The sequence below is a fragment of the Micromonospora sp. NPDC023956 genome (assembly GCF_040639195.1).
Classification (GTDB): domain Bacteria; phylum Actinomycetota; class Actinomycetes; order Mycobacteriales; family Micromonosporaceae; genus Micromonospora.
Map to the genome: position 1 here is coordinate 1 of NZ_JBEZZN010000012.1, position 17,556 is coordinate 17,556.

General features: G+C 74.4%; 18 protein-coding genes and 1 tRNA gene. 15 read left to right on the plus strand and 4 right to left on the minus strand.

Going from position 1 to position 17,556, the window contains the following annotated elements; translation table 11 throughout:
• Window positions 1–242 precede the first annotated feature (242 nt).
• From AB0F58_RS21895 to AB0F58_RS21945, 11 genes are all read left to right on the plus strand, one after another.
• Window positions 243–575, plus strand: coding sequence for a PadR family transcriptional regulator (locus AB0F58_RS21895; protein WP_091457254.1), 333 nt, complete (start codon window positions 243–245; stop codon window positions 573–575).
• Window positions 572–1,594: a hypothetical protein gene (locus AB0F58_RS21900; RefSeq protein ID WP_357145807.1), complete on the plus strand. Its 1,023-nt coding sequence runs from the start codon at window positions 572–574 to the stop codon at window positions 1,592–1,594. Before AB0F58_RS21895 ends, AB0F58_RS21900 begins: the two co-directional genes overlap by 4 nt.
• Window positions 1,595–1,728: 134 nt before the next feature.
• Window positions 1,729–2,430: a hypothetical protein gene (locus AB0F58_RS21905; protein ID WP_357145810.1), complete on the plus strand. Its 702-nt coding sequence runs from the start codon at window positions 1,729–1,731 to the stop codon at window positions 2,428–2,430.
• A 140-nt stretch (window positions 2,431–2,570) separates the two neighbouring features.
• On the plus strand, window positions 2,571–3,257 hold the full coding sequence (locus tag AB0F58_RS21910; protein WP_357145813.1) for a dienelactone hydrolase family protein: 687 nt from the start codon (window positions 2,571–2,573) through the stop codon (window positions 3,255–3,257).
• A 19-nt stretch (window positions 3,258–3,276) separates the two neighbouring features.
• Window positions 3,277–3,990, plus strand: a complete 714-nt coding sequence (locus tag AB0F58_RS21915; protein WP_357146312.1) for a uracil-DNA glycosylase — start codon at window positions 3,277–3,279, stop codon at window positions 3,988–3,990.
• A 21-nt stretch (window positions 3,991–4,011) separates the two neighbouring features.
• Window positions 4,012–4,749: a DUF4129 domain-containing protein gene (locus AB0F58_RS21920; RefSeq protein ID WP_357145816.1), complete on the plus strand. Its 738-nt coding sequence runs from the start codon at window positions 4,012–4,014 to the stop codon at window positions 4,747–4,749.
• Window positions 4,746–5,333 carry a hypothetical protein gene (locus AB0F58_RS21925; RefSeq protein ID WP_357145819.1) on the plus strand — a complete coding sequence of 196 codons (588 nt, stop codon included), beginning with the start codon at window positions 4,746–4,748 and terminating at the stop codon, window positions 5,331–5,333. The genes AB0F58_RS21920 and AB0F58_RS21925 overlap by 4 nt, the downstream gene beginning before the upstream one ends.
• Before the next feature lies 1 nt (window position 5,334).
• Window positions 5,335–6,342, plus strand: coding sequence for a MoxR family ATPase (locus AB0F58_RS21930; protein WP_357145821.1), 1,008 nt, complete (start codon window positions 5,335–5,337; stop codon window positions 6,340–6,342).
• Window positions 6,339–7,718, plus strand: coding sequence for a DUF58 domain-containing protein (locus tag AB0F58_RS21935; protein WP_357145824.1), 1,380 nt, complete (start codon window positions 6,339–6,341; stop codon window positions 7,716–7,718). The genes AB0F58_RS21930 and AB0F58_RS21935 overlap by 4 nt, the downstream gene beginning before the upstream one ends.
• Window positions 7,719–7,891: 173 nt before the next feature.
• Window positions 7,892–8,464: a hypothetical protein gene (locus AB0F58_RS21940; protein ID WP_357145827.1), complete on the plus strand. Its 573-nt coding sequence runs from the start codon at window positions 7,892–7,894 to the stop codon at window positions 8,462–8,464.
• Between the two features lie 103 nt (window positions 8,465–8,567).
• A complete protein-coding gene (locus AB0F58_RS21945) occupies window positions 8,568–9,899 on the plus strand; it encodes an NAD(P)/FAD-dependent oxidoreductase (RefSeq protein ID WP_357145830.1) in 1,332 nt (443 codons plus the stop codon).
• Between the two features lie 53 nt (window positions 9,900–9,952).
• Here AB0F58_RS21945 and AB0F58_RS21950 read toward each other — a convergent pair whose 3' ends face one another.
• Window positions 9,953–11,827 (minus strand): hypothetical protein, encoded by a 1,875-nt coding sequence (locus AB0F58_RS21950; protein ID WP_357145833.1) that lies wholly within the window; start codon window positions 11,825–11,827, stop codon window positions 9,953–9,955.
• Window positions 11,828–11,930: 103 nt separating this feature from the next.
• Here AB0F58_RS21950 and AB0F58_RS21955 point away from each other — a divergent pair.
• The 3 genes from AB0F58_RS21955 to AB0F58_RS21965 all read left to right on the plus strand — a co-directional run bounded on the left by AB0F58_RS21955 (window position 11,931) and on the right by AB0F58_RS21965 (window position 13,578).
• Window positions 11,931–12,014 (plus strand) — tRNA-Leu (locus tag AB0F58_RS21955).
• A 105-nt stretch (window positions 12,015–12,119) separates the two neighbouring features.
• A complete protein-coding gene (locus AB0F58_RS21960; RefSeq protein ID WP_357145836.1) occupies window positions 12,120–12,950 on the plus strand; it encodes a Bax inhibitor-1/YccA family protein in 831 nt (276 codons plus the stop codon).
• 292 nt (window positions 12,951–13,242) lie between these two features.
• A complete protein-coding gene (locus AB0F58_RS21965; RefSeq protein ID WP_357145838.1) occupies window positions 13,243–13,578 on the plus strand; it encodes a hypothetical protein in 336 nt (111 codons plus the stop codon).
• A gap of 57 nt (window positions 13,579–13,635) precedes the next feature.
• Here the strand turns inward: AB0F58_RS21965 and AB0F58_RS21970 are convergent, their stop codons facing one another.
• From AB0F58_RS21970 to AB0F58_RS21980, 3 genes are all read right to left on the minus strand, one after another.
• Window positions 13,636–14,898 carry an acetyl-CoA C-acetyltransferase gene (locus tag AB0F58_RS21970; protein WP_357145841.1) on the minus strand — a complete coding sequence of 421 codons (1,263 nt, stop codon included), beginning with the start codon at window positions 14,896–14,898 and terminating at the stop codon, window positions 13,636–13,638.
• 104 nt (window positions 14,899–15,002) lie between these two features.
• Entirely contained in the window at window positions 15,003–15,806 is an 804-nt protein-coding gene (locus tag AB0F58_RS21975) for an SGNH/GDSL hydrolase family protein (RefSeq protein ID WP_357145844.1), read from the minus strand.
• A complete protein-coding gene (locus AB0F58_RS21980) occupies window positions 15,803–16,960 on the minus strand; it encodes an SGNH/GDSL hydrolase family protein (RefSeq protein ID WP_357145847.1) in 1,158 nt (385 codons plus the stop codon). The genes AB0F58_RS21975 and AB0F58_RS21980 overlap by 4 nt, the downstream gene beginning before the upstream one ends.
• Before the next feature lie 190 nt (window positions 16,961–17,150).
• Here AB0F58_RS21980 and AB0F58_RS21985 point away from each other — a divergent pair, with 190 nt between their 5' ends.
• Window positions 17,151–17,507, plus strand: a complete 357-nt coding sequence (locus AB0F58_RS21985) for a YkvA family protein (RefSeq protein ID WP_357145850.1) — start codon at window positions 17,151–17,153, stop codon at window positions 17,505–17,507.
• Window positions 17,508–17,556: the final 49 nt, after the last annotated feature.

Below are 17,556 nucleotides of genomic sequence, written 5' to 3' on the forward strand. Positions count from 1 at the left end.
AGGTCAGCGGCGAAGGTGCGGCCGTCGTCGCGGCGCAGCGCGTAGTCGACCGTGCAGGGAGCCGGGCGGTCGAGCCCCATCCGGGCCTCGTCCGGTGGGCCGGGCCTCCGCCGCAGCGCGTCCGGCGTCGACGCTCCGCCACCCAGCGTCCCCGATCCTCGGGCGGCGGACGGGCCTGCTCCCGGCCGGTGTCCGGGAGCGTCGGTTGACGCTATTGCGCATCGCACAGTAGTGTGCGGCGCGTGGATACCACCCAGCTCCTGAAGGGCGTTCTGGATCTCGCGGTCCTCGCCGTTCTCCGCGAGGAGGACGGCTACGGCTACGACATCCTGCGCCGGCTGCGTGCGGCCGGGCTGGAGGAGGTCGGGGACGCCTCGGTCTACGGCACGCTCCGGCGGCTCTTCGCCGCCGGCCTGCTGACCGCGTACGTCGTGCCGAGCGAGTCCGGCCCGCACCGCAAGTACTACTCGCTCAACGCGGCCGGGCGGGACCAACTGCGCCGGTCGGGCAAGCTCTGGCGCTCGTTCGCCACCACCATGGATGCACTGCTCGACGATCGGGGGACGGCGGCATGACCGTCATGGAGCAGGAAATCACGGCGTACGCCGAGCGGGTCCGGGCCGCGTTGGCCGACCTGCCCCCGGCCCAGCGGGACGAGTTGACCGAGGACCTGCCGGAGCACCTCGCCGAGGTGGCCGCCGAGGACGGGGGGTCGCTGGTCGACCGGCTCGGTGAACCGGAGGTGTACGCGGCCGAGCTGCGGGCCGCCGCCGGCGCCCCGGTGCGGAGCACGCCCAACCTGGACCAGCGGGTCGCCGGCCTCGCGCTCGGGGCCCGCACCCGGCTGCGTGCCCTCGACGTCCGGCTCGGCCCGCCGCTCGGGTACGCCGCCGCCTCGGACTACCTGCGGCTGCTCCGTCCGGCCTGGTGGCTGGTCCGGGCCTACCTGGCCGCGATGCTGGTGACCGCGCTGAGCACCGGCGGCCCCTTCGGGGTGCTGCCCCGGCTCGGTGGCAGCGACCTGGGCGGTCTGGTGCTGCTGGCCGGCTGCGTGGTCGGCTCGCTCTGGCTCGGTCGTAACGCGGACCGGCTCTCCCGGTGGCCACGCCGGCTCGTGCTCGTCGGGTCGCTGGGGCTGGCCTTCTTCGGGCTCGTCGGGGCCGCCACCCTCGACGGCCGCGCCCGGTGGGGCGGCTACGACGGCTACTCCTCGGTGTCGGTCGACAACCAGTACTCCGAGATCCGGGACGTCTTCGTCTACGACCGCGAGGGGCGGCTGGTGCGGGACGCCCGCCTGTTCGACCAGGACGGCACCCCGATCCGACTCGGCTGGCCGGGCTACTGCCAGGCGCCGGAGGCCGATCCGGTCGACGAGTCGATCCGCAGGACCTACCCGTACTGCCCGGAGCAGGCCCCGTTCCAGTTCGGTACGTCGGACCCGACGACGGCCCCGCCGCCCGCCGACCCGACCGCGACGCCGGACGCCACCCCGGGCGACCCGGCCACCCCGAGCGGTGCGGCCACCCCGGGCGATCCGGCGAGCCCGAGCGGCGAACCGGCGCCGACCCCGACGGAGTCCGTGCCGGCCCGGTGAGCCGGTAGGCCGGTGGAGCCGACCGGTCGACCGGCGGCGGCCCGACAAGGGACGGAGGTCACGTTCCGGGGGACAGCGCGAGCGGTGCCACGTGGTTACCGTTTCCGCTGTCGATCATCCTGGAAGGATCGCCCGTGACCGAGCAGGCCGTGCCCCCCGCGTCGACCGAGGACGAGAGCGCCGGAGGAGGGCCGACCGGCCGGACCGACGCCGCCCCGGCCGACGACGCGACACGGGTCGAGGGCACCGCTCCGGTGGCCGACGACGCACCGGCCGAGGAGGCCCCACGGGCCGACGACGCCACGCCGGCTGCGGGCGGGCCCACGCCGACCAGCGGTGATCCGCAACCGGCCGCCGACAGCGAGCCAACCGCCGCCGAGCCGGCCGACGACAGCGAGCCAATCGCCGCCGAGCCGGCCGACGAGGCCGGGCCGGGTGGGCGGGGAGGGCACCCGCTGCTGCGGGTGCTGGTCACGCTCGGCGCGGTCGCGGTGCTGGTGGGCGTGCTCGTGGTGGTCGGGCTGCGGTACGACGTCGCGGGCCGCCTGCTCAACCCGGACCGGACCGCCGACGCGCGGGTGGGGGACTGCCTGGCCCCGCTGCCCGACGTCGCGCAGGGCGGGCAGCGCCGGACCGCCGAGGCGCGGGAGGTCGCCTGCTCCTCCCCGGACGCCGCGTACAACGTGGTCGGGCGGGTCGACGGGCAGCGTAGGGAGCAGGTCGGCGACGGCAGCCAGTGTGAGCCCTTCGTCGCCGTGGGGGCCACCTACTACATCTACAGCAGCATCCCGCCCGGCGGCACCGGGTACCTGCTCTGCCTGGTGCCGCGCGGCTGAGCCGCCGGGCCGCCGCAGCGGTCGAACAGGAGGTGAATCCCACTCTGCCGGTATCTTCCCCGGCCGGTCGGCGCATGACACGCTACCGGCACGTAACCACGCGACCAGCCAACGATGACTGACCGCCAGGAGGATGCCCGATGGGCGAGATGGTGAGCTACCGCCACGACGGTACGACGAGCGAGGGGTACCTCGCGATACCCTCCGGCGGTGCGCCCGGTCCTGCGGTCATCGTCATCCAGGAGCGGTGGGGTCTCGTCCCGCACATCACCTCGGTCGCCGACCGGTTCGCCGAGGCGGGGTTCGTGGCGTTCGCGCCGGACCTCCAGAACGGTGTCCCGACCGGGGACGCGCAGGAGGCGAAGCGACTGATGACGGCGTCGCGGATGGACGATGCGGCGGCCGGTGTCCACGCCGCCGCCGGATACCTCGCCGACCGTCCGGAGGTCACCGGCGGGATCGGCTGTGCCGGTTTCTGCGCCGGGGGCAGCCTGGCGCTCTGGTCGGCGACGATCTCCGACCGGATCGTCGCCACCGCCGGCTTCTACCCGGTGCTGCCCTGGGCGGAGATGCGTCCCGAGTGGGCCGACTACGCCGGCAAGACGGCGGTCATCCACTGCGCCGAGGCGGACGGCACCTCCACCGCCGAGGGGGTGCAGACCGCCCGGCGGGCGATCGAGTCCGCCGGTGGCACCTGCGTCCTCCACGACTACCCGGGCACCGCCCACTCGTTCTTCAACGACGACCGGCCCGAGGTCTTCGACCAGTGGGCCGCCGCCAGCGCCTGGGCCCGTACCCTCGAACTCTTCCGGAGCCGGCTTGGCTGAGCCCCGTACCGCCGAGGAGGTGGCCGCCCGCGCCCGGCGGGCGGCCGACCTGCCCGACCTCGACGGCGCGATCAGCGGGTGTTTCGCCTGCCCGCGCCTGGTCGCCTGGCGGGAGGAGGTGGCCCGGACGAAACGGGCGGCCTTCCGGGACCAGGAGTACTGGGGCCGCCCGGTGCCCGGCCTCGGGGCTTCCGACGCCCGCATCGCCATCCTCGGCCTCGCCCCTGCCGCGCACGGCGGCAACCGGACCGGGCGGGTCTTCACCGGGGACCGTTCCGGTGACGTCCTCTTCGCCGCGCTGCACCGGGCCGGCCTGGCCAACCAGCCGACCAGCGTCGCCCGGGACGACGGGCTGGCCCTGCGGGCGACCCGGATCTTCGCCGCGGTGCGCTGTGCGCCGCCGGACAACAAACCCACCCCGGACGAGCGGGACACCTGCGCCCCGTGGCTGCACCGCGAGTTGGAGCTGATCCGGCCCACGCTGCGCGTCGTGGTCGCGCTGGGCGCGTTCGCCTGGGCCGCGTGGTGGCCGGCGCTACGTGCGGTGTACGGCGTCCGGCCGCCCAGCCCGCGACCGGTGTTCGGCCATGGGGCACACTGGTCCGGCACGGCCGTACCGGAACTGCTGGGCTGCTACCACGTCAGCCAGCAGAACACCTTCACCGGACGGCTCACACCACGGATGCTGGACGAGGTGTTCACCCGGGCGAAGCAGGTGGCCGGGGTGGACTGACACTGCGCGGGGCGGTGACGATTGGATTTCAGCGTGCTGCGCAGATGGTGGCCGGTCCTGGCGGTGGCCGCCCTGCTGGCTGTCACCGCGGTCACCGCCGCGCACTCCGCGCTCGGTGCGACCCGGATCCCACCGGCGGCGGAGAATGTCCCGTTCATTCCGGAATATCCCGAGTCCCAGCCCTCCCCGTCGTTCCCGGTCGAACCCCGGGAGGCCGCCCGGGAGACCGCGGCGCGCATCCCCGGCTGGGTCACCACCGCTGCGGTCGTGCTGCTGGGCCTGACCGCCCTGCTCGCCCTCGGCTACGCGCTCTGGACGGCGCTGCGGGGCGCGCTGCGCCGGATCAACCGGCGGCGGCTGCCCGCCACCCGGCCCCGCCCGTCGGCCGAGGGGACCACCCGGGACGTGGTCGCCGCGCTCGACGCCGGCCTGATCGAGCTGGACGACCGCTCCAGCGACCCCCGTACCGTGGTGATCGCCTGCTGGGTACGGCTGGAGGAGGCCGCCGCCACCGCCGGCGTGTCCCGGCGGGCCGGCGACACCCCGACCGACCTGGTCACCCGCCTGCTGCGGGGGGAGAACGACAGTGGCGTCCCGGCGATCGTCAGCGCCGACGTGCTGGCCGAGTTCGCCCACGTCTACCGGTCCGCCCGGTACGACACCCGCACCGTGGACGAGCGGATGCGCGACCAGGCCCGCGCCGCGCTGCGCCGGATCCGGGCCGAGCTGACCGTCTTCGCCGACGAGGTGCCGACGTGAGCGAGCCGGGCCTGCTCGGCGGCGCGAGCATCGACGACCTGCTCCGGTTCGAGGACGAACCGGTCGTCCGGTCCGAGCGCCGCCGGGGCGGCTGGCTGCGCTGGCTGCTGCGGACCGCGCTGGTCACCGGGGCGGCCACGGCGGTGCTGGTCGCCGTGCTCCGGGCGATCGGCTTCACCGTCTCGTTGCCGGTTCTGGTGGCCGGGGTCCTCGCCCTCCTCGGGGTCCGGACGGTCACCGGCCGGCTCGCCCCGCCGCCGTCGCGCCGGGGTCCGGCGGTGACCGGCGAGGACGAACCGCCGCCCGCCGGGGACGCGCTGCGGGCCGCCGTCGACGGCTGGGCCCTGCCCCTGCACTGGGCGACCAGCGAGCCGGACCGGTTCACCCGGGTCGTCCTGCCCCGGATCACCGAGCTGGCCGACGAACGACTGCGCCAACGACACGGCGTGACCCGCGAATCCGATCCGGCCCGCGCCCGTGCCCTGCTGGGCGAGCGACTCTGGACCTTCCTCGCCGCACCCGGCCGCCGCCCCCCGACGCCGCGCGACCTCGCGGCGATCGTCGCCGAACTGGAGAAGATCTGAGATGAACGACGTGGACCGGAACGTCACGCCCGCCGAGGCCGGTCGGCTGGCCCGCTCGGTGCTCGACGCGGTGGGCTCGGTCGTGGTCGGCAAGCGCGACGCGCTGGAGCTGGTCCTCGCCGGGATCCTGGCCGGCGGGCACGTGCTGCTGGAGGACCTGCCGGGACTGGGCAAGACGCTCACCGCGCGGTGCTTCGCGCAGGCCCTCGGCCTGGACTTCCGCCGGTTGCAGTTCACCCCCGACCTGCTGCCCGCCGACGTCACCGGCTCCTTCCTCTACGACCAGCGCAACGGTGACTTCACCTTCCGGCCGGGTCCGCTCTTCACCAACCTGCTCCTTGCCGACGAGATCAACCGGACCCCGCCGAAGACCCAGTCGGCGCTGCTGGAGGCGATGCAGGAGAAGCAGGTCTCGGTGGAGGGCGTCACCTACCGGCTGGACGAGCCGTTCCACGTGCTCGCCACCGCCAACCCGATCGAGTACGAGGGCACGTACCCGTTGCCCGAGGCACAACTCGACCGGTTCCTGCTCCGGGTCTCCTTCGGCTACCCGGAACGCGAGGAGGAGTGGGAGGTGCTGCGCCGGCGGATGGCCCGCCGTCGCGAGGAGGCGGAGATCAAGCCGGTGGTCGACGCGACCACCCTGCGCTCCATGCAGGCCGCCCTGGAGGACGTGGCGGTCGAGGACTCCGTCGGGCGGTACATCGTCGAGCTGGCCGCGGCCACCCGGGACCACCCGTCCGTGCTGGTCGGCGCGTCGCCGCGCGGGTCACTGGCGCTGTTGCTGCTGGCCCGGGCCCGAGCCGCGTTCGGCGGCCGGGACTACGTGGTGCCGGAGGACGTCAAGGACGTCGCCGTGCCGGCCTTGGCACACCGGATCACCCTGCGTCCGGAGATGTGGCTGCGTCGGGTCGACCCGTCGTTCGTCGTGGGCGAGGTCCTCGACGCCACCCCGGTGCCGGCCAGCGGCGCGCTGCCCAGCTACGCCGCCGGTCGGGGCGGACGTTGACCGGTACGCCCACCGGGTCGCCCCCGGATCCGCAGACCCCGACCGCCTGGGTGCCGACCCGGGCGCTCGGCCGGGCGGTGCTGCTCACCGGGTTGCTGCTGGTGGCCGGGGTGATGCTCGGCCGGGTCGACCTGGTGGTGCTGGCCGCCCCGTTCGCGCTCGGGACCGCGTACGCGCTGCGCCGCCGGCCGGTCGCGCCGCCGCAGGTCTGGCCGGGGGCGGCCGAGGGACACCTCGTCGAAGGTGGCGACCTCGCCGCGACGGTGACCGTGGGCAACCCCGACGGGGCGGGTTACGACCTGGCGGTGCTCCGGACCCGGGTGTCGCCGTGGCTGCGCGTCGAGCGGTCCGGGTTCGACGTGGAGACCCCGCGCCAGGGGCCCGCCGACCGTCCCTTCGCGACCTTCGTCCCGGCCGGTGAGGCGGTCGACCTGACGCTGGCCGGCACCGCGCTGCGCTGGGGCCGGCACCCGGTCGGCCCGGCCGGCGTGCGGGCCGCCGCCGCCGACGGGCTGCTGGTCTCCCGGGTGGTGGTGGCCGAGCCGGCCCGGGTGACGGTGTACCCGAAGACCGAGCCGTTCGAGGCGGTCGAGGCGATGCCCCGGGCCGCCGGCCTGGTCGGCGCGCACCACTCCCGCCGCCCCGGCGAGGGGGGAGAGCTGGCCGGGGTACGCGTGTTCACCCCCGGTGACCGGCTCCGTCGGATCGACTGGCGGGTCTCGCTCCGGACGAAGCAGTTGCACGTCGCGGCGACCCTCTCCGACCGCGACGCCGAGGTGGTGCTCCTGCTCGACGTGCTCGCCGAGGCGGGACGCTCCGGCGGGATCGACGGCGCCGCCTCGGTGCTGGACACCACGGTCCGCGCCGCCGCCGCGATCGGCGAACACTACCTGCACCGGGGTGACCGGGTGGCGATGCTGGAGTTCGGTCCGACCGCCCGGCGGCTGCGTCCCGCCACCGGCCGCCGGCAGTACCTCACCGTGCTGGAATGGCTGCTCGACGTCCGTGCCGAGTCGTGGCCGGACGAGGCGGACGACCAGGTCTTCGGTCCGCAACTGCTCTCCTCGGACGCGCTCGTGGTGGTGCTCACGCCGCTGTTGCAGGAGCGGTCCGCCCAGATGCTCGCCCAGCTCGCCCGCTCCGGTCGGTTCGTGGTGGCGGTGGACACCCTCCCCACCGACCTCCCCCCGCCGGGGGGACGGCGGAACTGGGCCGAGGTGGCGTTCCGGCTCTGGCGCCTGGACCGGGACGTGATGATCGAGCAGTTGCGCGAGCACGGCGTGCCGGTGGTGCGGTGGGCCGGTGCCGGCAGCCTGGACCAGGTGCTCCGGGACGTGGCCCGCCTCGCCACCGCCCCCCGGGCAGGTAACCGGTGAGCGCGAGGAACGCAGCGCAGCGGAGTCCCGCAGTCGGGAACGGAAGGTGGCTCCGGTGAGCGCGAGGAACGCAGCGCAGCGGAGTCCCGCAGTCGGGAACGAAGGGTGGCTCCGGTGAGCGCGAGGAACGCGGCGCAGCGGAGTCCCGCAGTCGTGAACGAGAGGCAGTCCCGATGACGACGGTCGTCCGGCGGGTGGTCGACCGGGTGCGCGCGGCGCGGCACGCGGCCCGCCGGGCCACTCTGGTGCCGTTCCTGGTCCGGGCCGGGGTCTTCCTCACCGTGCTGGTCGGCTTCACGGTGGCGTTCCCCGTCGACGTCTGGTTCGGCGACGCCCTGCCGGCGCTGCTGGTCACCGCGCTGCTGCCGGCGCTCGGGCCGCGCCGGTTCTGGCCGACGTTCGCCGCCCTGGTCGCCGTGGGTGGCTGGCTGCACGGCACGTTCAACCAGGGGGAGCCGATCGGGCTGTGGCGGCTGTTGCTGCTGGCCGCCCTGCTCTACCTGGGGCACACCCTCTGCGCCCTGGCCGCGCTGCTGCCGTACGACGCCGTGGTCGACCCGGCGCTGGTGGTCCGCTGGCTGGTCCGCGCGGGCGGGGTGATCCTCGCCGCCGGGGTCGCCAGCGTGCTGCTGCTGACCCTCGCCGGGGTCGGCGGGGAGCGGGGGGCGCTGCCGGTGACGATCGGCGGGCTGGCGGTCGCGGTCGCGGTGACGGCGGTGCTGGGGTGGCTCCTGCGCCGCCGGTGACACCGGCCGGGACCGATGGTCGTGCAGGTCACAGGCGGGTTCTGCGTCACAGAGAAGGGGCGCGAACAGGATTACCCCGACCGGGCGGGGAAAGATAGAAGACGTGAATCCGAAGCGGATCCTTGTGGTAGGCGCCGGCCACGTCGGGCTGTACGCGGCCCTGCGCCTGGCGAAGAAGCTGAGCTCACGTGAGGCCGAGGTCATCGTCGTCGACCCGCAGCCGCACATGACCTACCAGCCCTTCCTCCCGGAAGCGGCGGCGGGCAACATCTCTCCCCGGCACAGTGTGGTGCCGCTGCGGCGGGAGTTGCGTAAGTGCACCATCGTCGCGGGTGCGGTGACACGGATCGAGCACTCCCGCCGGATCGCCACGGTCCAGCCGATCACCGGCCCGGTGCGCGAGATCCGGTACGACCACGTGATCGTCGCTCCCGGCTCGGTCTCCCGGACCCTGCCCATCCCCGGTCTGCACGAGCAGGGGATCGGCTTCAAGACCATCGGTGAGGCCATCTACCTGCGCAACCACGTGCTGAACCGGTTGGACGTGGCGGCGGCCACCACCGACCCGGACGTCCGCCGTCGCGCGCTGACCTTCGTCTTCGTCGGCGGCGGGTACGCCGGCATCGAGGCGCTCGCCGAGATGGAGGACATGGCCCGGGACGCGCTGAAGTACTACCCGGAGCTGACCCCCGAGGACATGCGCTGGGTGCTGGTCGAGGCGACCCAGCGGGTGCTCCCCGAGGTCGACCGGGACATGGGCGCGTACACGGTGCAGCAGTTGCTCAAGCGGAACATGGACATCCGGCTGGACACCCGTCTGGAGTCCTGCGTCGACGGGGTGGTCAAGCTCTCCGACGGCGACAGCTTCGCCTCCGACACCCTCGTCTGGACGGCCGGCGTGAAGCCGTCGCCGCTGCTGGACGCCACCGACCTGCCCCGCGACGAGCGGCGTCGGGTCACCTGCCTGCCCACCCTCCAGGTGGTCGACGGCGACCGGATCGTCGAGGGCGCGTGGTCGGCCGGTGACTGCTCGGCGGTGCCCGACCTGACCGGCCCGCCCGGGACGTACTGCTCGCCGAGCGCGCAGCACGCGGTGCGGCAGGCCACCCGGATGGCCGACAACATCGTCGCGGTGATCCGGGGCCGGGAACCGGTCGACTACCGGCACAAGCACGCGGGCAGCGTGGCCAGCCTCGGCCTGTACAAGGGCGTCGCCCAGGTGTACGGCATCAAGATGACCGGTTGGCCGGCGTGGTTCATGCACCGGACGTACCACATGAGCCGGATCCCCTCGCTGAACCGCAAGGTGCGCGTGGTGGTCGACTGGACGCTGGCGTTCTTCCTCCGCCGGGAGGTCGTCGCGCTCGGCCAGCTGCACGACCCGCGCGAGGAGTTCGTCGAGGCCTCTCAGCCCGTGGGCGCCCCCCACGCCTGAGCTGTGACGGTAGGGCCCCTGTCACCGTGGCAGGGGCCCTGCCGCCCAGATGCCTAGGGCCGCCAGATCCACGCGTCGGCCACCCGGGTCGCCGGTCCGTAGAGCTGCTCCAGCGTGCCGCGCAGGCTCTCCGCGTGCCGTTCGTTCGCGGCGAGGACCACGCAGGACGCGTTCCAGAAGTCGGCGTCCAGGGCGGCCTGCCGGCGTTGACCCTCGCTGACCACCGGCTGTTCGCCGTGCCGGGCCACCTCCGCCAGCAGCGCCGACGTGGGCTGCTTGTAGGTGCCCATCGCCGCCGTCCCGTCGCGTCCGTACGGCCCGATGAAGAACCCCTCGGGCAGGGCGAACGCCGCGTCCGCCGCCACCGCCCAGCGCATCGGCCAAGGCTCCCTCGGGGTGGGCGCGGGCACCGGGACCAGCACTCCGCCCGGTCGTACGCAGTCACGCCAGTGCCCGGCGGTGATGAACTCCGGCACCGGCGGCCGGTCCTCGGTGGCCAGGGGGGTGGGTGCCGCCGGCAGCAGCGCCGCCACGACGGCGGCCGGGACGACCACCCGCCACCGGCCGCCCTGGCGCCCGGCCCGGTCCACGGCGAGCACGAGCACCGTGGCCAGCAGCGGGAGCACGGCCAACGCGAAGCGCATCGGCAGCGCGCCGTCCACCACCGGCACGTCGAGCAGGAACCGGAACGGTCCCGGAACCCCGGTCCGCTCACCGTCGACCACCACGTCCGGGCCGAGCGACAGGGCGCCCATCGCCAGTGCGCCGGCCACGCAGGCGACCACCAGCGGCTGACGGCGCAGCCAGACCGCGCAGGCCGCGCCGACCAGCAGCAGCGGCCAGCCGAGGAAGGTGTTGTACTCGGCGGGACCGGTGGTGAGCCGGGCCGCCGCGTCGTCGCCGGCCAGCGAGAGCGGCGAGAACGTCCACCAGCTCGTCAGATCGGCCGAGAAGTAGTACGGACTGAACATCCCGTCGGCCACGCCCTGCGGCCCGGCGAACTGGAACCAGAGCGGGTAGGCGAGCACGACCAGGGCCAGTCCGGTGGCGAGCAGCATCCCCGCCGCGAAGCCGGGGAAGGCCCGCCGGGCGAGTCGCCGGTCGACGGCGGCGTAGGCGGCGGTCATCACCGCCAGGGTGAGTGCGGCGAGGAACAGCACCTCCTCACCGACGAAGACCTGGACGGTCACCACGACGGCCAGCCCCACCGCCGAGACGAGCATCCGCCGGTCCGCTCCGCCGGCACCGTCCCGCCCGCTCCGCCGACCGCCGTCCCGACCCGCGCCGTCCCGGAGGGGCCGGTCGGCGGCCCGGACCATCCGGACCACCAGCCAGACGATCACCGGAACCAGCCACTGCGCGGTCATGTGCAGGTGGCTGTTGGTCTGCGACACGATGCCCGGCCCGAAACCGCAGAGGCCGGCACCGAGGGCGGCGGCCAGCCGACCGGCTCCGAGCACCCGGACGTAGAGCGCGTACCAGGCGATCGCGGTGCCGGCCAGGTTCACCGCGGCGAGCAGGGCGAAGGTGGTCGGCGCGCCGAAGAGCAGGGTGACCGGGGCGAGGAGCATCCCGAGCGCGATGACCGTGGTGTTGGCCATCAGGTTGACCCCGTCGGGTGCGTTGAGCCGGTCGCTGAGCAGGCTGAAGTCGCCGAGCAACGCGCGTGAGTCGACGGCCAGGAACCACTCGTAGAGGGTCTGGTCCGCCGGGTTGAGCGCCAGTACCCGACCGGACGGGTTCGGCCAGAGCCCGTGGGTGAGCACCCCGGCGAGGACCAGGAAGCCCAGACCCGCCAGCAGGTCCACCCGGTTCCGGTGGAGCGTGGCGACGAGCCGCGCCCGCCGGGAGCGGGGCACCGCCGGGGCCTCCGGGCTGGGCTCCCGACCGGGCCCGGCGTCCTGGTCGGTACAGGCTGCGCTGCTCACGGCCTCGACCATAGTGCCGCAGTGGTATCGGGGTACGCCGGGTTCGGCGAGACCGGCTACCGTGACACTGCACCGCCGCGTGTCGACGCGCCGGTGGTCACCCGCCCGGGTGGTGGAAAGGCAGACACGGCCGCCTTAAAAGCGGCTGCCGCAAGGCGTGCGGGTTCGACCCCCGCCCCGGGCACCAGACTCTCAGCTTCCCTTCAGCATGGTGATCACCAAGAGGTCGGGCCGGCGGTTTACCCTGGACAGGCACGTTCACCGTGCATCGACCCCCTGAGGGAGGCTGAAAGTGAAGACCTCGAACCCGGTGCTCGCCCGGCTCGGCCAGGCGGCTGAGCGGGAGCGGGCGGCCGGGTACGCCCCGGCCGGGCCCCACGGGCAGCCCGGTTATCCCCAGCAGTACCCGGGTGCGGGCTACCCGGCGGCCCCCGGTTACCCGGCCGCACCGCCCACCGTGACGCCGATGTCGCTGGACGACGTCGTGGTCAAGACCGTCGTGCTCCTCGGCATCCTCGCCGCCTCCGCCGCGGCTGCCTGGGTGCTGGTGCCCGACGCGCTGGTCGGCGTCGCCTGGATCGGCGCCGCCGTCGTCGGCCTCGTGCTCGGGATGATCATCTCGTTCTCGCGGATGGCCAACCCGGCGCTCGTCATCACCTACGCGGTCGTCGAGGGTGTCTTCGTCGGCATGGTGAGCAAGGCCTTCGAGTCGCTCTACGACGGCATCGTGCTCCAGGCCACCACCGCCACCTTCGGCGTGTTCTTCCTGATGGCGATGCTCTACAAGGCGCGCGTCATCCGGGCCACCCCGAAGTTCGTGCGCGGCATGATCGCGGTGATGGTCGGCCTCTTCGCGGTGATGCTGATCAACCTGGTGCTGGCGCTGTTCGGGGTCAACACCGGCCTGCGGGACGGCAGCCCGCTGGCCATCGGCTTCAGCCTGGTCTGCATCGTGGTGGCCGCGCTCAGCTTCATCCTGAGCTTTCACGAGGTGGAGGAGGGCGTCCGGATGGGGCTGCCCCAGCGCTACTCCTGGGTGGCCGCGTTCGGCATCCTGGTCAGCCTGGTCTGGCTCTACATCGAGATCCTGCGCATGCTCAGCTACTTCCAGGGTGACGACTGATCAGACAGTCAGCAGCTGGTCGACCGGTGCGCCCGCCCCCTCCGCAGGGGGCGGGCGCCCGTCGTCGTGGCGGACGCGGTCCACGGAAGGCCTGCTGGTCCGCCCCTGGACGGCGGGGGCGGGCGCCGGTCCCCGCCGAGGTGCACCGGCTCCGGTCCACCACCCGCCCGACCCGAGCAAACGGCGGGGCCGACCGGGTCCGTGGCGGTCGGCGCGACCGTAGACTCGCTCCGGTGAACAGCGCGCAGACCGGGGCTCACCCGGTGGAACAGGCCGGGGCCCGGTGAAGCCGGTGGCCGGCGATCCGACCTCCGGCGCCGCCCTCGACCGGGCGGTGGAGGCCCTGGTCCGGCAGGTCGGGCACTGGCAGCCGCCGCGCTGGGCCGCGTTGGCCGCCGAGGGCAACGTCTCCCGCGCCGACCTGGTGCACCGGTGCGTGCAGGAGGTCGCCAACCTGGCCGCCGACGCCGAGGGCCAGCCACGGCGCACCGTTCCCCGGCTGGAGAACGACCTTGCCCTGCCCGACCAGCTCCGGGTGGTCGCCGCCGACCTGGTCGCCGCGACGCCGCCGCCCGAGGCGCTGGCCCGGGCCGCCGCCGAGGTGACGGCGACCCGGAGTGCCCTCTGACCGACCCGGCGCGATCTGCTGGGGAGTCCGGCCGGGGATGCCGAGCGCGGGCCGGCGTCAGGAGAGGCGTTCGAGGACCATCGCCATGCCCTGACCGCCGCCGACGCACATGGTCTCCAGGCCGACCGACCTGTCGTGCCAGTCGAGGGCGTTGAGCAGGGTGCCGGTGATCCGGGCCCCGGTCATGCCGAAGGGGTGCCCGACGGCGATCGCGCCGCCCATCACGTTCAGCTTCTCCACCGGGATGTCCAGCTGCCGGTACGAGGGGATCACCTGGGCGGCGAACGCCTCGTTGATCTCCACCAGGTCGACGTCGTCGATGGTCATGCCGGCCCGCCGCAACGCCTGCCGGCTCGCCTCGACCGGACCGAGTCCCATGATCTCCGGGGAGAGCGCGGTGACGCCGGTGGAGACGATCCGGGCCAGCGGGGTGATGCCCAGGTCCGCGGCCCGCTGGGCGCTCATGATCACCACAGCGGCGGCCCCGTCGTTCAGCGGGCAGCAGTTGCCGGCGGTGATCCGGCCGTCCGGGCGGAACACCGGCTTCAGGCCGGCCACGCCCTCCAGGGTCACCCCGGGACGGGGGCCGTCGTCGGTGCTGACCACCGTGCCGTCCGGCGTGGTGACCGGGGTGATCTCCCGGGCCCAGAAGCCGTCGGCGATCGCCTTCTCGGCGAGGTTCTGACTGCGGACGCCGAACTCGTCCATGTCGGCGCGGGTCACGTCGTACGCCTGGGCCAGGTTCTCCGCGGTCTGCCCCATGGTCAGGTAGATGTCGGGCAGCTCGCCGGCTTCGCGTGGGTCGGTCCAGACCTCCGCCCCGCCGGCCGCCCGCCGGGCCGAACGCTCCCGGGCCGCCGCGAAGCGCGGGTTCTCCCACCCGCCACCGACCAGCGCCTGCGCCTCCGGCGGCAGGCCGTCGGAGTTGCCCCGGACGTACCGGGAGACGACCTCGACCCCGGCGGAGACGAAGACGTCCCCCTCGCCGGCCCGGATCGCGTGCATCGCCATCCGGGTGGTCTGGAGGGAGGAGGCGCAGTACCGGGTCAGGGTCGCGCCGGGCACGGTGTCCAGCCCGAGCAGGGTGGCCACCACCCGGGCCATGTTGAAGCCCTGCTCGCCGCCGGGCAGTCCGCAGCCCAGGTAGAGGTCGTCGATCTCGTTCGCGTCGAGCTGGGGGACCTTGTCCAGCGCGGCCCGGATGATGGTCGCCGCGAGGTCGTCCGAGCGGACGTCGCGGAGGGAACCCTTGTACGCCCGGCCGATGGGGGAGCGGGCGGTGGCGACGATGACGGCGTCGCGGGACGGCTCAGTCGGCATGCGTCAACGTTAACCCGTGGGTAACTTGTGCGGGTAGTGGCCCGAGGTCGGCACGACCGGCCGTGCCGCAGGTCAGCGGCCCGGGGTGACCGTGGTCACGCCGGTCAGCGGGACGAGGCGACGGCCGCGGCAGCGGCCACCGCCGGGAGCAGCGCGTGCGCCCAGACCCGGTAGCCGTCGGCGGAGGGGTGGTACCCGTCGTGGCAGAGCGTCCCGGCGTCGGCCCGGAAGACCGCTCCGGTCTCGGTGGCGAGATCCACCACCGTGCCGCCGGCCTCCAGCACCGCCACGGTCTGTGCCCGTGCGGTGCGCCGACCGGACCAACCGATCACCTGACGCAGCGGCGGGGCGACCGCCCGGACCGCACCGAGGTCGGGGCAGGTGCCGACCACCACCTCCACGCCGGCGTCACACAGCCGGCGGACCGCACCACCGAGGTACGCCGCCGCGTCGGAGGGCCGGCGCAGGGTCGTCGCGTCGTTCGCCCCGATCAGGATCACCGCCACGTCCGGGCGGCTCCCGAGCAGGGCCCGAGCCACCTGCGTGGTCAGGTCCGTGGAGCGGGACCCGGAGACACCCACGCTGGACAGGTGCACCCGCCGGCCGGTGGGCCCCTCGGCGAGCAGGTGGGCCAGCTGGCCGCCGACCGTCTCGCCGAACTGCTGCACGCCGACCCCGAGGGAGGCCGAATCCCCGAGCAGGACCAGCCGCAGCGGGGGCGCGTCCGCCCGCCCCACCGTCGCCCGCAGGGCGAGGCCGAGTTCCGGCTCGGCGTAGCGGCGGGTGCGGGCCACGATCGCCTCCCCGGCCAGGACGGCCGCGCCGCCGATGGTGCCGGCCAGCAGGGAGAAAGCCGCGAGCCGGCCCATCCGGGCCGCCCGATCGGTGCGGGTGTTCCGCTCGCTCATGCTCGTCCCTCCACTGCTGTCTCCGTACCCCCGGCCGGTCGGACCGTGTCGGCTGTCTCCGGGCTCCCCGCCGGGCGGAGCACGTCGTCGCCGGGCGCCCGGACCGGGTCGGCGGCGCGGTGCGGCACCGGCTGGCCCGCGTGCGCGGGGAGCGCGCCGACCGCGACGAAGGCCCGCCGTCGCAGTTGCGCCCAGCGCCCGGCCGGACCCCGGTCGCGCCCACTCACCTGGGTCCCGCTCACCTCGGTGCCCGGGTTCCGGACAGCCTCCTGCGCGGCCTGCGGCAGCGACCGCACGCCCTCGCCCCGGGCCAGCGCCGGCTGGCGCTCCGGCGCCCCGCCGAGTGCCGAGAGAATCGTCGGCAGCAGCACGGACGCGGCCACCGCGTACCCCTCCGCGGACGGGTGGAACCGGTCCCAGGCGAACATTCGGCCCGGCTCCGCCGCGAACCGGGGGCCGAGCAGGTCGCCGAGGGAGACGGTCCAGCCGCCGGCCTCGACCACCGCCACCGTCTGGGCGGCGGCGAGCTGCCGGCCCCAGCGGCGGGCCAGCCAGCGCAGCGGCGGTGGGATCGGCTGGATCGTCCCGAGGTCGGGACAGGTGCCGACGACCACCTCCGCGCCGGCGGCGCGCAGGTCGTGGACCGCGTCGGTCAGGAACCGGACCGCCACGGCCGGCGGGGTGCGGTTGGTGACGTCGTTACCGCCGACCATGATCACCGCGACGTCCGGCTGCTGCTCCAGGGCGGCCTCGACCTGGTGGCGCAGCCCCGCCGAGAGGCTGCCGACGACGGCGAACCGGCGCAACCGCACCGGTCGGTGCAACCGGCGGGACAGGCCGGTGGCGAGCAGCGCGGGAAGGGTCTCCCGGCGCCGGTGCACGCCGTAGCCGGCGGCGGAGGAGTCGCCGAGGAGCACCAGGGTCAACGGGGGACCGGGCAGTTTGGGACCGTAGACGCCGTCGCAGCGGGGCGGGGGCGCCTCGGCCATCGGGATCGTCCGACGGGCCTGTTTGGCCTGGCCGAGGAGGACCCCGGTCGTGGTGACGAAGGCTGCCGCCGTGGCCCCCGCGCCGATCGCCGTGAAGCGGGCGACCTGCCGGGCGAGTCGCCAGCGTGTTCCGGTCGGCACGACGGGTCCGGTCACCTCCTCCATGAGCCGACAGTACCGCGCGACAGCGACACGTCGCTGTCCCCGCGATGGCGCTCCGGTGCCTGCCGGCGGGACTTTCTGGGTACGTCATCCATCGACCGCCGGCCGTCCGGGTCGACGACCCGGCCGCCGCGCGGCACCGGTGGCGGTTGCGTCGGCCCGGCACCCTGGTCGAGGAGAGAGGGGCACTGACATGGCGAGGACGTTGAAGCGGAGTGCGGCATTCGCCGCGTTGGCCCGAGCACTGATGTCCGGGGCACGGGGTGGTCCGTCCCTGGGCGCCCGGATGGCGGCGTTGCCCCGGATGATCAAGGCCACCACGCGCGGCGAGTACGACGGTGGCCTCCGGCTGGCCCTGATGGCCGCGGCGGCGGCGTACGTCGTCTCCCCGATGGACGTGGTGCCGGAGATGTTCCTGGCCGTTCTCGGCCTGGTCGACGACGCGGTGATGGTCACCTGGCTGGCCGGCAGCGTGCTGGCCGAGACGGAACGGTTCCTGGAGTGGGAGGCCGGCCGCGCGTCCGTGGTCCCTGGGAGTGTCCTGTCCTGACGCCACGTACCCTGGGCGACGACCTAACGTCGTCCGGCGCCGCCGCCGG